The organism is Stieleria neptunia, from assembly GCF_007754155.1.
Classification (GTDB): Bacteria; Planctomycetota; Planctomycetia; order Pirellulales; family Pirellulaceae; genus Stieleria; species Stieleria neptunia.
Genome location: NZ_CP037423.1, coordinates 966348 through 980000 on the forward strand (window position 1 = coordinate 966348; position 13653 = coordinate 980000).

The 13653-nt window shown below is 57.2% G+C and carries 14 protein-coding genes and 1 tRNA gene; 9 read left to right on the forward strand and 6 right to left on the reverse strand.

Annotated features, from left to right (window positions below; all coding sequences use genetic code 11):
- Positions 1 to 344: 344 nt before the first annotated feature.
- From Enr13x_RS37660 to Enr13x_RS03415, 3 genes are read right to left on the reverse strand one after another with little or no spacing between them, the layout of a single operon-like run.
- A complete protein-coding gene (locus tag Enr13x_RS37660) occupies positions 345 to 503 on the reverse strand; it encodes a hypothetical protein (RefSeq protein WP_197455382.1) in 159 nt (52 codons plus the stop codon).
- On the reverse strand, positions 500 to 1240 hold the full coding sequence (locus Enr13x_RS03410) for a GP88 family protein (protein ID WP_145384702.1): 741 nt from the start codon (positions 1238 to 1240) through the stop codon (positions 500 to 502). The genes Enr13x_RS37660 and Enr13x_RS03410 overlap by 4 nt, the downstream gene beginning before the upstream one ends.
- Positions 1240 to 2028, reverse strand: a complete 789-nt coding sequence (locus tag Enr13x_RS03415; protein WP_231744067.1) for a JAB domain-containing protein — start codon at positions 2026 to 2028, stop codon at positions 1240 to 1242. Before Enr13x_RS03415 ends, Enr13x_RS03410 begins: the two co-directional genes overlap by 1 nt.
- A 473-nt stretch (positions 2029 to 2501) precedes the next feature.
- Here Enr13x_RS03415 and Enr13x_RS03420 point away from each other — a divergent pair, with 473 nt between their 5' ends.
- The 5 genes from Enr13x_RS03420 (at position 2502) to Enr13x_RS03440 (ending at position 8523) form a co-directional block, all read left to right on the forward strand.
- Positions 2502 to 3068: a sigma-70 family RNA polymerase sigma factor gene (locus tag Enr13x_RS03420; RefSeq protein WP_145384703.1), complete on the forward strand. Its 567-nt coding sequence runs from the start codon at positions 2502 to 2504 to the stop codon at positions 3066 to 3068.
- A 102-nt stretch (positions 3069 to 3170) separates the two neighbouring features.
- Positions 3171 to 5897, forward strand: a complete 2727-nt coding sequence (locus Enr13x_RS03425) for a serine/threonine-protein kinase (protein ID WP_145384704.1) — start codon at positions 3171 to 3173, stop codon at positions 5895 to 5897.
- A 632-nt stretch (positions 5898 to 6529) separates the two neighbouring features.
- A complete protein-coding gene (locus Enr13x_RS03430) occupies positions 6530 to 6736 on the forward strand; it encodes a hypothetical protein (protein WP_145384705.1) in 207 nt (68 codons plus the stop codon).
- Between the two features lie 354 nt (positions 6737 to 7090).
- A complete protein-coding gene (locus tag Enr13x_RS03435) occupies positions 7091 to 7375 on the forward strand; it encodes a hypothetical protein (RefSeq protein WP_145384706.1) in 285 nt (94 codons plus the stop codon).
- Positions 7372 to 8523 carry a site-specific integrase gene (locus tag Enr13x_RS03440; RefSeq protein WP_145384707.1) on the forward strand — a complete coding sequence of 384 codons (1152 nt, stop codon included), beginning with the start codon at positions 7372 to 7374 and terminating at the stop codon, positions 8521 to 8523. The genes Enr13x_RS03435 and Enr13x_RS03440 overlap by 4 nt, the downstream gene beginning before the upstream one ends.
- Before the next feature lie 45 nt (positions 8524 to 8568).
- Here the strand turns inward: Enr13x_RS03440 and Enr13x_RS03445 are convergent.
- Positions 8569 to 8652 (reverse strand) — tRNA-Leu (locus Enr13x_RS03445).
- 193 nt (positions 8653 to 8845) lie between these two features.
- Here Enr13x_RS03445 and Enr13x_RS03450 point away from each other — a divergent pair.
- On the forward strand, positions 8846 to 9445 hold the full coding sequence (locus Enr13x_RS03450; protein WP_145384708.1) for a Uma2 family endonuclease: 600 nt from the start codon (positions 8846 to 8848) through the stop codon (positions 9443 to 9445).
- Between the two features lie 97 nt (positions 9446 to 9542).
- The gene (locus Enr13x_RS03455; RefSeq protein ID WP_145384709.1) at positions 9543 to 10037 is read left to right on the forward strand and encodes a DUF4870 domain-containing protein; all 495 of its coding nucleotides are present in this window, start codon (positions 9543 to 9545) and stop codon (positions 10035 to 10037) included.
- A gap of 162 nt (positions 10038 to 10199) precedes the next feature.
- On the opposite strand, the gene Enr13x_RS03460 is transcribed toward Enr13x_RS03455, so the two are convergent.
- Positions 10200 to 11039 (reverse strand): MBL fold metallo-hydrolase, encoded by an 840-nt coding sequence (locus Enr13x_RS03460; protein ID WP_145384710.1) that lies wholly within the window; start codon positions 11037 to 11039, stop codon positions 10200 to 10202.
- Between the two features lie 73 nt (positions 11040 to 11112).
- Complete coding sequence (locus Enr13x_RS03465; protein WP_145384711.1) at positions 11113 to 12285, reverse strand: hypothetical protein; 1173 nt, start codon at positions 12283 to 12285, stop codon at positions 11113 to 11115.
- Positions 12286 to 12566: 281 nt separating this feature from the next.
- Between Enr13x_RS03465 and Enr13x_RS03470 the strand changes: the two genes are divergently transcribed.
- On the forward strand, positions 12567 to 13235 hold the full coding sequence (locus Enr13x_RS03470) for a HEAT repeat domain-containing protein (RefSeq protein WP_231744068.1): 669 nt from the start codon (positions 12567 to 12569) through the stop codon (positions 13233 to 13235).
- Between the two features lie 63 nt (positions 13236 to 13298).
- Positions 13299 to 13562, forward strand: coding sequence for a hypothetical protein (locus tag Enr13x_RS03475; protein WP_145384712.1), 264 nt, complete (start codon positions 13299 to 13301; stop codon positions 13560 to 13562).
- Positions 13563 to 13653 lie beyond the last annotated feature (91 nt).

Below are 13653 nucleotides of genomic sequence, written 5' to 3' on the forward strand. Positions count from 1 at the left end.
GCGAATTGTCCACGTCGATCGATGTGGGATAGGCTTCCAGCCTGTCATCGGCGGAGTCGACAGGCTGGAAGCCTATCCCACTGGTTTGCCGCGCGTATCGGTGGCGGTCCGCGCAGTGTGGGGAACGCTCGCGCAGAATCGCGAGAATCGGCCGCTAACGGCCGCGGCGATAGATGGGGCGGATGCATCGGGCGCGCATAGAAAAACGGGGGAGCGTAGCCGATACGCTCCCCCGTTAACGCAACGCGGGGTGCGTATCGGTCCGATCGATGAACGATCGGAAACCTTTACACACCCCTGCGCAGGGGTCTCCCCTATGGTTTGAAGCTAGCCGCGGCTAGCCGTTATTCCTCTTCGTCGTCGCCCTCCCGGTAGTTACCGTTGATTGCGTCGTCTACGTCGCGCTCGAGCTCTTCAGCTACTTCACGCGTTTCCGGCATCGTTTCGGGCGCGTCGATGATGTGACGCAAGAATACCGAAACGCGTTGCAGTAGATCTTTCATTGTTCTCCCTTGAATGCGAAACCGTTGACGCGGGCGCGCGACTTGGCCGCGTTCGTTCCTTTCAACCGCAAACCAACGACCACGCCGCGCCCGTCGATTGACGGAATTCGGATATCGTGTTTGTCCCCATCGATCACCGGCCATTGTCGGCCGTGAATGCGGACCGATTCGGGTAGGTTTCCGATCCGTCCGGATTGCGGATGATAATCGACGTCGAACACTTGGGCCACATTCCCGCCGCGGCGCAAGAAGCTTGCGATGGTGGCGGGGTGGTGCTTTTCATGCCGGCTAAACGTCAACGCGTAGTTCGCGGGGAGCTCCCCCGCCAAGTAATCGCGGAAGCGCGAGCGTATTTTCGTGTAATCGTAGAATTGCACGGTCGGCCATCGTTCGACTAGGTCAAACCATTCTAGATCACTCGCGACGTTCAACCGGACCGCCGGCTTCACGCGTTTACGCTCCGCCAATCGCACTAGATTGACGATATCGCGGTTCAATTGGTCGATGAACGATCGGCGATGGCCGAACAACCATTGCGTGTCGCGCAGCGCCGCATGACGCGACGTCGACGAAACACGCAACCCGGCAAACCAGAGGACACACGACGCGGCGCAACCGTTCGACGATCCGGCGCAAACGTTGTGCCCGGACAGATTGTGCGGCGCGAGTGTCAAACCGGCCGACAAGTAGGGCAAACCGGCTAGCTTTTCAAGCTTGGCATTGGTGCGTAACAACATTAGGCCGCCTCCCGAATGCTGGTTGCGTTTGCGCCACCGATCACAATATGATCGAGAACGTTGATACCCAACATTTTGCCGCATTCTGTCAATCGGTCCGTCACGGCCCGATCTTCCCGGCTAGGCGTGGTATCGCCGGAGGGGTGATTGTGAACCAGGATGATGGCCGAAGCGCTCGCAGCGATGGCCGCGCGGAACACTTCCCGCGGGTGCACCAACGACGCGTCAAGAGTGCCACGCGTCACGCGTACCAATCCGGTCGGCCGGTGTTTCGTGTCGAGAGTGACAATCGCGAATTCCTCGCAATCGCAACGGTCCGCGAAGTAGTCGCGCAGCAATGCCGGCAGGGTATCGCATGCGATGCGGGTTGATGTGATCGGCGTTTCATAGCGTCCCGATCCCTCTTGAATCTTGGCCAAACGCGTTTCAAACACGGGGAGCGCGTCGGTTTGCTTGTCGCGTTGTTTGCGTAGTTCGACGTTCAATAGCACGTTGCGCCGATTCCATGCGGCATAGCCGCGGATCCGGGACGCGTTGTTAGCCGGGGGCGCTTCGGTGATTGTGGGGAGCTCCCCCGTCGCATTTTGGTAGGCGATTCGGAACAACGTCGCGTCGTTGTCCTCTTCCAGGTACACAATCGAATCACGCGTGTAACTGAATTGCGTGATTGAGTCTTCAAGCCGAAGCGCCACAATGTCGGCCATCGGGACGCGTAGCCACGCGTGGGACGGGTCAGAAAAGAATCGGTAGCGGCGCTTCAAAAGACGCTTTCGGGTATCATCGTTCACGGTTTGCAACCTCTGTCGTTGCGGACAAGTCGACCGGTCGGGCTGCAATCCCTTCCGGTCGGCGTTTCTTTACACGCCGCGCGGCGTGTTTCCGCGGGCATCATCGGCCGAATCTGGCCCCCGTCAACAACGCCCCACGCCGCGGAAAACACGGCGAATCCCAAGCAATGCCGGCCATTCCCACCAAGCACCGAACGGGTCCTTCCGAGGGGGCGGGGGTGGCCATCGCGGGTTCCGCCTCGAATGCCTTTCCCTGGCACCTGCACAAGAGATCATCGCCACCACCACCACCTTTCTTGGAAACACGCGAAAGTCGCAACCATTGCGAGGAGTTGGTGAGCGATTTATCATCGCAGGGGTGCCCTATGGCAAACCGAACGCTATTCGGGTTTAACAACTGCCAATTTCCCCAGTCAGTCCCTGGTCCAGTGGGCTGATGAAGGCGACGAAGTCCCGGCTATACTTTGGTCTCCATGCCTGATGTTACTCGAATCCTCTCCGATCTAGAGCACGGCGATTCTGCGGCTGCAGAGCAGCTGTTACCCCTCGTGTACGACGAACTGAGAAAGTTGGCCGCCGCCAAACTTTTGCATGAGAAACCAGGACAAACGCTGCAGGCCACGGCCCTGGTGCACGAGGCGTACGTTCGACTTGTGGATCAGAGCACACCTCCAAATTGGGACGGACGAGGGCATTTCTTTTCCGCAGCTGCCGAAGCTATGCGGCGCATTCTTGTTGAACAGGCTCGACGAAAAAAGGCAAAAAAACGAGGTGGAAATTTGGCTCGGATAAGTTTGGATCTCGCTTATCCTGCTGCGGCTGAGCCTACCTACGACTTGTTGGCACTTGATGACGCCTTGCGGGGCCTTGAGGCGATCGACGAGCGGAAAGCGGCAGTAGTGCGATTGCGGTACTTCGCCGGGCTTACAATACCGCAGGCCGCAGCCGCCTTGGGCATTTCGACGTCAACTGCCGATAATGACTGGGCTTACGCCAAGAGTTGGCTGCGAATCGAGCTGAACGGTCGCAAGAATTCTTAGTCGGACAACAAAAATCTGACTTTGTCTGGGTGATTCGAAGTTAGAAGACGCATTGAATCGTGGGAATCGATAAACGCACGAATTGAATGTTGGAGCGCAGACATGGCAGAAGACCTGAACGAAGAAATCATCTTTAACACTGCCCGTAAGATCGCGTCGACGGAAGCAAGGGAGGAGTATATTGAGCAAATTGTGGGCACTGATGTGGCTCTTCGTGAACGGATCGATGAACTACTTAGTGCTTATTCCGCAGAGTCTGAGTTTCTCGATGCGCCACTGGCAGGAGCTATGCCCACCCTCGAAGCATCCGAGCTCCAGGAGAGACCAGGGGTCGTTATCGGAAACTACAAGCTCATGGAGCAGATTGGCGAAGGAGGTTTTGGACTCGTTTTTGTGGCGGATCAGCAACGACCAGTGCGCCGCAACGTCGCTTTAAAGGTCATCAAACCCGGGATGGACTCCCGAGAAGTTATCGCCCGCTTTGAGGCTGAGCGACAAGCGCTCGCGCTTATGGAGCATCCAAACATAGCCCAAGTTCTTGATGCCGGTACAACCGGTTCTGGCCGACCCTATTTTGTGATGGAATTGGTCAAAGGAATTCCGATTACCGAGTATTGCGACCAACAACAGCTGCCGACGAATCAACGTCTCGAACTATTTGTCTCAGTCTGCCAAGCGGTGCAGCACGCTCATTCAAAGGGAGTGATCCATCGCGATCTTAAACCATCAAACATCTTGGTAGCGCCACATGATGGAGTTCCGGTTGTAAAGGTCATCGACTTCGGTGTCGCCAAGGCGCTTGGACAGCAATTGACCGAAAAGACTATATACACTCGCTTCTCCCAAATGATCGGAACTCCACTGTATATGAGCCCGGAGCAGGCGGAAATAAACGCTCTGGATGTGGATACGAGAAGTGATATTTACAGCCTCGGCGTGCTACTCTACGAGCTACTCACCGGGACGACGCCTTTCGACCGTGAACGGTTTGCGACAGCTGCATTTGACGAAATCCGACGGATAATCCGAGAGGAAGAGCCACCCAAGCCGAGTGTGCGTTTGAGCACATTCCGCGAGACACAACCGAACGTCGCAAAACAGCGGATGGCAGAACCGCTCAAGTTGTCATCCTTTGTAAAGGGCGACCTAGATTGGATTGTGATGAAATCGCTAGAGAAGGATCGTTCACGACGCTATGAAACGGCTAGCGCATTTGCGGCCGATCTACAACGATTTTTACAGCACGAACCGATCGAAGCGCGTCGTCCGTCTGCAAGCTACCGACTGCGGAAATTCGCACGCCGTCACCGCGTCGCGGCTTCGACCATTGCTTGTATCGCAGCAACGTTGGTTGCGGCAACGTTGGTGAGCACGTGGCTTGCAGTGCGTGCGACTCGGGCAGAGAAAGTTGCACAGGAATCAGAACGGCAATTACTTGAGCTCATGGAAGATCTAGCAAATTCCTACGTGGAACAAGGTAAGAATGAGCAGGCAGAAAAACTGTTTTCCAGCTTGCTCAATCGACGACCTGCATCACCATCTGACACTATATCAGGTAATTCCTCGAGGCTGCGGCTTGGGCTCGCCAAGGCCCGCTTAGGCCTGGGACGTGTCCAAGGCGCTCTAACGCTTTACCAGAAGACAAAGGAAACGCTGGGGCCAGATCATCCAATTTGTGTACAAATGGCCGACGAAATTGCAACGGCCGCAATGCGCGTGTATTGGGAGCTGTATGGTGAAGGTGTCGGGACAGATGGCGTCGGTCCGAATACCGACGATATTGATGAGCTAGTGAAGCTTGCGAACATTGCGGTCGACTTGAAACCAAGTCGTTGGACGTGGTTGACGCTTGGCACGGCGAAGATGAGCGCTGAAGACTGGCAAGCAGCTCGAGTAGTGCTAGAAAACTCTGTTTCTCAGGGGGTCTCGCCCTGGCATCTGCTGAGCTTGGCAACAACGCAAGAGAAGTTGGGAAACCATGACAAGGCGATGGACTATCTCGCAGCCGCCTCTGGACTAGTGCCAGGCGATGAAGATGACAGTCTCACAAAATTGTATCGAGCGACCCTCAATGAGCTCGGCTTGACAAAGAATCCTTTTGAAAGCTGGACATCGTCAGAATTCATTAAGAGCTACGATCGATTAATTGTGGTTCATGAAGGCATCGCGTTACTGCACTGGTATCGCGGTAGCCGACATGGACTCCTGCAGGATTGGGATAGTGCCATGCGCGACATGACACTCGCTGCGAGCTTAACGGGGGACAATCCCCAAGACCTTTGGAACATCGGACGGAGTTTGGGCGTACTTCAAGTCCGACAGGGCGACCTGGAAGCGTATGGCAAAACTTGTCATCGGTTGCAAAAAGTTATCAGAAACGCGAATCCGTGGGATGGCTGTAATCTCATTGAATTGTGTACTTTGAATCAATCGTCACCAATCGACTTGGATGAATTACATCGGATTGCTGAACAGTTTACTAGCTCAAGCGCGGGATTTCGGTTGGCCGCTGGAATGTTGGCATATCGGCGTGGGGAGTTCGCGAGTGCGATTGATGATTTGCCCATCGACTATGGTGCACGAACACCGATTTGCCTCGCATTCCGGGCGATGTCACTTTACAAGTTAGGCGATCACGCGGGGGCGCAAGCGACTTTGATGGAGGCTTATGAAATGATGGAAAAGTATCTCCCAACAATCGACGGGCCACCAATTAAGATCCCGCGTGGTAACAAAGACCGATTGCACGTCTGGTGCTCAAACCAATTGGCACTGGATGAGGCGTCAAAGTTGATTGCAGCCGATCCTGTAGTTTCGCAGGTTGACTGATTTTCGTTGCAGTTCCCGCATGTACGCAGGATCCGATGACACTTTTGAAGCATCTCTTGAGGACGGCACTTCAATCAGAGACGCATCGACGGCAACAGAGTTCATTCGTGTTTCCGATCGACGCGAATTCTACAGCGTTCTTCGTGAGTGAGCGTGCACAGACTTCCGCGACGATCAGCGGGGAGCTTCGCACAGCGGTCGGCCACCGCACGAAATTCGAACAGGGCAAAGGAGTCGCTGCGGAACGATGTCAGGCCGATTTGGTATTTCCCAAGACCTCGATCTGGTTTTTGCGGACGCAGTTCCTCCAAGCCTGATACTCAAACAGGCAGCTCCCTTTTTCGATGCTCAGTGGCTCGCCGAGTCGAAGGGCTTTCTGGGTTTCGTAGCTGAACCAGTCAGTCGGTTTGGCGTTGGGGCGGCAGGTGTTGACTCGCGTCCCTTTCTAGATGAATTCGCTCAAGCGAGCCAGTTTGCTGCTAGTGCCGACACGTTTGGTCCGTTGAACGCGGGGGCGGATGGTCGGCGTTAGGGGGCAAGTCTGGCCGCGGAATTTGACATGGTTTTCCGTTAAGCGTTTGCTCCCAAGGACTTCGGATTCTTCGCTGACGGGTTTTCCACGCACCCTCAAAGTGGGCCTGACCATCCGTGTCATTTTCGTCGGGATGATCCTAGCAAAAGAAAAAGACAGCTTGATCGCCACGGTTGGCGATTCCAATGAATGGGCACCTGAAGGGCGAGCCGCCACGTTACCCGACGGCTCGATGCAACATGAGAGACAACTGTGGACACCACCTGCGTTTGCGTTACCGGTCTCGGGCGGTATCCTGGAACGCTGAAAAAACGACGAAGGGGGCGGCCGATCCTGGCAGATCGAACCGCCCACCATCAAAGCCCATCCGAGTTAAGCGGACGGAATCAATGACAGCTGCTCCTTCGTGCGCGTGTTGCTGCGCGCACTTGCTCGGGCCCCGCGCTCGAGGCCCTCCAGCTATGCGCCCCTTCAGCGCGACGGCTTCCCGTCCGTGCTGTCTTTACACCACTGCGTTTTTTAACGCTGGCTCGCGGAAGTCCACTTCTGGGCTCAAGCGATCCGGCACCAACTCCACGACTCTGGTGATCAGAGCGGACGCTGGGGGGGCGTGTACGAAGCAAGTACGGCCAACCGGCGGCGCGTTCATACGGTATTGGTCATGTCAAAGGATTCTCATATCGAAGCGATTGATCCGAACCTTCTCTACAACGCCGAAAAGCTTCGTCGAATCGAAGGCATTTCGTTGGCGGAGATGAAAAAGTTCATTCGTGAAAACTGTGTTTACTCGGAGGCCTGGCAGGGCCGCCTGAACGTCCTTGGATCTGACTACATCGATGCGATGAGCCGGAGGGGACTGGTTGATTCAGAAGAAAACAAACGGGAACGCCAACGAAAGTCGGGGGCGTCGACCCGAGCGAAAAACAAGGAGACAACAGAGCAATGAAACGAATTCCCACGGTGTGTGTGGGTGTGTTTTGGAAAGCATCCAAGGGCCGCTACTTTCTGCGATGGACGGATCCGTTCACGGGCAAACGGCGGTCGGAGCAAACCGAAATACTCACCCGCAACAAACGCGGCCGATCGCAAGCCGATCGGTTGGCGGTTGCCAAAGAACAGGAGTTGAAGAAGTCGCTGCGGCGAGACGACTTCAGCTGGGATGCGTTCGAAGAGAAGTACAAGCAGGAGCATCTGAAGTTCACTTCGACGGAGAACCAGCAGAAATGGAATGCGGTCGTCAGGTTTCTTCACGAGGCGGCCGCGGAGAGCCGGCAAGTTTATGGAGAGCTGATGCTTTCGGACGTCAAGCCGCTGTTCTTGTCCGAGGTCGAGACGTTGATTCGATCGAAGCTGTCCAGCGGCAGCGTATCGTCTTACGTCGCGACGCTGCGAAGTGGACTCTCTTGGGCGGCTTCGATGGAAATGATGGATCCGTTGCCGCGTCGTCGCAGTCGCGGTCGGGTCGAACACGTCCTGCCGGCGATGCGATTGAATCCCATCAGCAGGGAGGAACTGGACAAGATGAAGGACGTCACCGACAAGGTCGTCGGCAAGCGTTACGGCCAGTCGGTCAAGGACTACCTGGAGGCGTTGTGGCTTTCTGGGTGTCGGATGTGCGAGCCGCTTCAGATTCACGCGACGCGGCGTAATTGCCATCGGCCGTTGAATCTGGCGGGGGAGCATCCGAAGTTTTGCTGGGTCAACACCCAGAAGAACCGACGGGATGTGATCGCCAGGGTGACCAAGGACTTTGCGGCCGACGTGGAGCGCCGGGTGGCCGACGGCGGTTTTCTGTATCAACCGAGTTGCGAGACGGGGTTGATCGAGCGTCGCACGTCGCTGTCCAAGGTCGTTGCGGCAATCGGCAAGAAGGCCGACGTTTGGGCCGAAGAGGGCAAGACGGCGACGGCCAAGCATTTTCGGTCGTCGTTTGTCACGCGGTGGTCGATTCGGGGGATGCCGATTGCCCTGATTCAGGAGATGGTCCGGCACCGCAGCCGGTCGACGACGGAGAGGTATTACGTCGGTGACCTGAGTGGGAAAATCGATTTCGATGAATCGAAATTTGGTGACCAAAGTGGTGACCAAGCTTGAGACTGAAAAAGCAGCAAATTCGCTTTCGATGCGTAATTTACGGTATACCGAAGGAGGGACTCGAACCCTCACTCCCTTGCGGGAACTGGATTTTGAATCCAGCGCGTCTGCCAATTCCGCCACTTCGGCTTCGGTAGTGGGCCGGGACGTGGGAAATCTCGTCCGGCCGAGTAGGGAGATTATTCAACACGAATCGGGTTCGTGCAAGCGGCGGTGTTTTGAGGAATTTTTTGGACCTTTGGCCGTTTCCCTTGCGACAGGGGGCAAAGCCGGGAAAATGGATCTCAATCTCCTAACTTATCCCCCGCCACCAAGTGTTGCGATGTCCGGCGTTCCCAAACCGCTGCTTTCCCAAGCCGATTACTTGGCTCAAGAACGCCAGGCAGACTTCAAGAGCGAGTTTTATCGCGGTGAAGTGTTTGCAATGGCCGGTGCCAGCCGACGGCACCATCTGATCGTCGGAAATGCCGTCACCGCACTCAACCTCGGGCTCCGCGATTCCGATTGCCAGGTCTACCCATCGGACATGCGTGTCAAAGTTTCAGCCACCGGCCTGGTGACTTACCCTGACGTCTCGGTCGCCTGCGGCGACCCTGAGTTTGATGACGACCAGAATGACACGCTGCTTAGTCCCGTCGTCCTCATTGAAGTGCTCTTCAAATCGACCGAGTCGTACGATCGAGGAGCAAAGTTTGAGCAGTATCGACACCTGAACTCGCTTCGCCACTACCTGCTGATCTCTCAGGATCGCGTTCATGTGGAGCACTTTTCTCTACAAGACGACGGAAACTGGTTGCTTCGCGAATGCAACGAAATCGGCGGCACCGTCGAGCTGAAGCCATTGAATTGTGAACTGTTGGTCGTAGACCTCTATCGGAAGGTCGACCTGTCGGGGGCCGAAACACGTTCGGCGGAACCGTGATTGGTTTTGGCGCCCTAGCGGTTACCATTCATGGCCTAAATGAAGGCTTCTTCGTTTTGCCCCCCCCCTTCCTCGTTCTTGTTTGGAGTGCCTCCTGATGACGATTGCAGATGAATTGGCTCGATTGCAGGCGCTTCGTGATGCGGGGTCGTTGACCGAAATCGAGTTCGAAGAGGCCAAGCGGAAGGCGCTTCATGAGCAGCCCAAGCCGGCGATGTCGGGATTCGGTGGCGCGTCGGTGCCCGGCCAGATTCTGGGCGTCAACGAAGAAACCTATTGCACGTTGATGCACCTGTCCCAGCTGCTGGTCGTTTCCGGGCTGGGCATCGTCGCGCCGATCGTGATGTGGGTGATCAGCAAAGACGAATCCGATCTGGCCCGGCGTCACGGCAACCGCATGATGAACTGGCTGATCAGCAGCCTGATTTATGCGTTCGTGGCCGGGTTGCTGTGCTTTGTGCTGGTCGGCATCCCCTTGGTCATCTTGATCCTGATCCTGGACTTTGTGTTCCCGATCATGGCCGCGGTCAAGGCCAACAACGGCGAGCTCTGGTCGTACCCGGGGGCGATTCGGTTCTTTGAAGAGGATTGATGGGAGGGGCTTGAGTGTTCGTCTGGTTTGAGGCGACCGATTTTCGCACGTACGACGTCCCTTCCGGGACGTCGCGCACACCACTTCTTCAAGTACGATGGCCCTTCCGGGCCGTCGTCCGTAGGACTCTGTGCGACGACCTGGAAAGGACGTCGTACATGTTTAGATCCAGAGTTTCATGCGGTCGTTGAGCATGCCGGGTAGCGCGCGGCGGACCATCGTTTTGACTTGCTTGTCGTGGTAGCGCGTGCTCAGGTGCCCGGCGATCACCAGTTCATTTTCGAACCGGTCGGCGCGGTGGCGATAGTCATCGACGTGCATGTGACCGTGCTTGTGGATCTTTTCTTTGCGATGTTCGGGGGCGACAAACGTCAGTTCGCTGATCAGGATCTTTGCTTTGTAGAACTCGGGGTTGTTGTCCAGTCCCGGCGGTGAGGTGTCGCCGGTGTAGGCGAAGACGGGAACGCGATGTTCGGTGGTGATCTCGGTCCCGGCGAGTTTGAGGTCGCGGATTTCGGGGCCGGACAACTCGGCGAATTCGGGCTTGAGTTTGTGACGGCGGTGATAGACCACAAAGCCGAGCGAGGTGATCGTGTGCCGCGTCGGCACCGCCGTCACCAAGTACTCGCGGCCGTGCTCGATTTCGTCCCCGGCGTTCAGCCCGACCAGTTCACAAGGCATCGCGCCACGGTCCAGGCGGCGAAAGGTTTGCAGCATGTTCCAGGCTTCGTCGACCGCCGAATCGGGCAGGTAGATCACCGGCGGATCCATTTTCATCATCCGACGCCGAGAGACATACGAAGGCAGCGATGCGATGTGGTCCAAGTGGGCGTGGGAGATGAACAGCGTGGACGTGCCCATGAAGTCCCAGGGTTGCGCCCCGACGTCGAACAACAGTTTCAGCTCGTTGATTCTCCAGCAGGTTTGCACGGCCGCGCGAGAAAAACCCTCGATCGTGAGACCATCGTGGTGGTGCGAGATCAGGGGAATGTTTTCGACCATAACGTCTGTGTTTCCAATGGGGATCGTCGGTGCCAAGCGAGTGCTCGGCTGGGACCGCCGAACCGCGATGCGTCTAGTTCTTTGCCGAAAGGCGAAGCTTGTCGCCGGCTGCATCGATCTTCAAGGATGCTTGGTCGGTGATCAACCGTACAAGCTGCCAAAGCGTTTGGTCGACGGCCGAGAACGAGACTCGTTTCTCGAGCTGGGGGTTCGCCGCCGGATCAAACTGACATTGCAAGCCGAGCTGCGCCACCAATGCCTGAATCAATGGCCCGGCCGGTTTGTCGGCGACGTCCAGCGAAAAGGTGCGCTGGTTCGTCTTCAACCGTTCCAGCGCGTTTCCCGCCGCCGGGGCCCCCTGGGCTGGGACCGGTTCTCCATCAGGAATTGACAGCATTTGCCGACAAAACGCCTGATGGGCTGCCGGCGTCGCGAGCAATCGAATCTGTCCACCGCTGACCTTGGTTTGCAGATTCGGATCCGTTTTTCGAAGCTCAGCGATGGCGCGAGAGGCACCGGCGAATTGATAGGAACGCGCAAAAGGGACGTCGATTCGAGCGTCCGAAAGCTGGCCCAGAAACTGTCCGGCGATCAATCGTAGCGCCAGCTGCGGTGAAATGTCACGCAGCAATGTTTCCGGCCACAGGTCATGCGGCAGGGCGAGCGGCGCGTGGTCGCCGGATTGGCGACCGGCAGAGTGTCCTCGAACAAGTTGCAACGCTTCGTCGGGGGTCGTCAGGTCCGGCCATTGCAGGTCCATCGACTCAGCGTCTCCGCGACCGGGTCGGCGGCCCGGCGCGTCATTCTGGGCGTCATCCTGGGCGTCGGAATCGAGGCGATGCGAGAGCTCGGCGACCCATGAAGGGCGGCCGATCAGAACACAGTTGTCCACGGGGTAGCAAACACAACCGGCCGAAGCGGCGATCTTGCAAAGCGATGCGTAGCGCGTTGGTCCCAGGTTGCCGGGAGAAACTGGATAGTCTGGGTTGACCTTGCGGTCCAGCCAGGTGTTGATGTGTCGATTGGGTTGAGTTTGGTGTTGGGAAACGATTCCGATGGCGAGGCGTAATGACTGTCCATCAACGAGTCCGGTGTGTGATTCTCGAAGCCGCTGCGCGAAATCGTCTTTCTGGCTCAGTGGTTCTGCGGCCGCGTTTGGATTAGACAGTTCGGCGAGATGTAGCACGCAGATCACCGTCAAGACGGCGGTGCAAACCAGCGGCTTTGAACGGAGGGGATGGGGCATCGTCTTCCTGGATGTGGGACGCGCGGATCGCGGTGCGGATGACGCGACACTTTTTTGAGTTTTTGACAAGACAGGGGCTTGATCGAGTGGTCGCCGCTGATCCGCCTGTCGTGCTGGTGTGTGGCTCGGTGCGTTGGCGAGTTGTGGAGGCTCTGATCGGCAACTAGACTCGTGGACCACCGGGGCTGGAAATCTGGCATGGATCGGTTGCCTGTGACACCTTCGTGCCTAGTATACACGCGACTTGCACCACGACTCTCCCAACTTCGACGGATGGCAAAGTGACTTCACCTCTCGTGCGGACAACCCGACTGGCCACAGCCTATCGCCGACTTCTTTCCAGTGCGGATGCCCCGCGGTATGCGGCCGAGGTGGATGAGCATTACTCACCGATGACCTTGGCGACGTTGCTTCGTCGCGGGGATGTCGAACTGCGTCGTGCGGCGGCGATGGCATTGGGGCTGTTGGGCAACAGTCGGTCCATCGATCCGCTCGGCCGCGCGCTCAGTGATGTCGATCGCGGTGTTCGTCTGGTTGCCGATGATTCGTTTCGCGGGCTGTTGTTGCGTGATGCGGCACCGACCCATCATCAGCAACTGCTCAAGGTGATGCACTTGACCGACGGCGGAGAGTTTGCCGCGGCGTTGGCGCCGGCGATGATTCTGGTGGAACAGTCGCCGATGTATGCCGAGGCGCATTTCCAACTGGCCAGTTGTTGGCATGGGCTGGAAGACTATCCCAAGGCATCACAAGCCTACGTCGCTTGCTTGTGGCGTTGCCGATTTCATTACACCGCGTGGCAGGGACTGGCGCGGTGTCAGATCATGTGCGGCGAGTACCTTGCCGCATCGAAGTCGCTGGAACGTTGTATCGATATCGTGCCCGATTTGGAAAGTGCCCGCGTGCAGCTGCGGATGCTGCGGCGGCGGATGCGTCGCAGCGACGTCTGATGGTGCGCGGCGACTTCTGACGCAGCGACCTTTGATCACGTCGGGTGCAATTGGGATGACCGAATGACCAGCTACAACGACCTCTTCGTGGCGATGGTCGCGTTCGTCGGCGGCGCGTTGGCGCTGGCCGTCGCGATCGGGCCTTGGCAGCAGCCGTATCACCTGCGATCGATCTCCCGCGTGGTGGATCGTTACGGCATGTCCGCGGCGCGTTCGGTTTGGGTCCTGGTCGCGATCATCTCGTTGATCGCCGGCATGGCCATCGCCAGTGGTGTTCGCCCGGGATTTGCCAAGCCCGATCAGGCACGCAACGGCAGTGCCCGGTGAACAGTCAAGTGGGAGAGGTTTCCAGCCTGTCGTTTTCGCCATGACAGGCTGGAAGCCTATCCCACTTGTCGTTCCGGCGATCCTTACGTCA

What these genes read in the sequence shown, in the direction of transcription:
- Enr13x_RS03460 (WP_145384710.1), bottom strand. Translation starts at nt 11,039, where the DNA reads ATGGTCGAAAACATTCCCCTGATCTCGCACCACCACGATGGTCTCACG.
- Enr13x_RS03420 (WP_145384703.1), top strand. Translation starts at nt 2,502, where the DNA reads ATGCCTGATGTTACTCGAATCCTCTCCGATCTAGAGCACGGCGATTCT.
- Enr13x_RS03440 (WP_145384707.1), top strand. Translation starts at nt 7,372, where the DNA reads ATGAAACGAATTCCCACGGTGTGTGTGGGTGTGTTTTGGAAAGCATCC.
- Enr13x_RS03450 (WP_145384708.1), top strand. Translation starts at nt 8,846, where the DNA reads ATGTCCGGCGTTCCCAAACCGCTGCTTTCCCAAGCCGATTACTTGGCT.
- Enr13x_RS03455 (WP_145384709.1), top strand. Translation starts at nt 9,543, where the DNA reads ATGACGATTGCAGATGAATTGGCTCGATTGCAGGCGCTTCGTGATGCG.
- Enr13x_RS03465 (WP_145384711.1), bottom strand. Translation starts at nt 12,285, where the DNA reads ATGCCCCATCCCCTCCGTTCAAAGCCGCTGGTTTGCACCGCCGTCTTG.
- Enr13x_RS03425 (WP_145384704.1), top strand. Translation starts at nt 3,171, where the DNA reads ATGGCAGAAGACCTGAACGAAGAAATCATCTTTAACACTGCCCGTAAG.
- Enr13x_RS03435 (WP_145384706.1), top strand. Translation starts at nt 7,091, where the DNA reads ATGTCAAAGGATTCTCATATCGAAGCGATTGATCCGAACCTTCTCTAC.
- Enr13x_RS03475 (WP_145384712.1), top strand. Translation starts at nt 13,299, where the DNA reads ATGACCAGCTACAACGACCTCTTCGTGGCGATGGTCGCGTTCGTCGGC.
- Enr13x_RS03410 (WP_145384702.1), bottom strand. Translation starts at nt 1,240, where the DNA reads ATGTTGTTACGCACCAATGCCAAGCTTGAAAAGCTAGCCGGTTTGCCC.
- Enr13x_RS37660 (WP_197455382.1), bottom strand. Translation starts at nt 503, where the DNA reads ATGAAAGATCTACTGCAACGCGTTTCGGTATTCTTGCGTCACATCATC.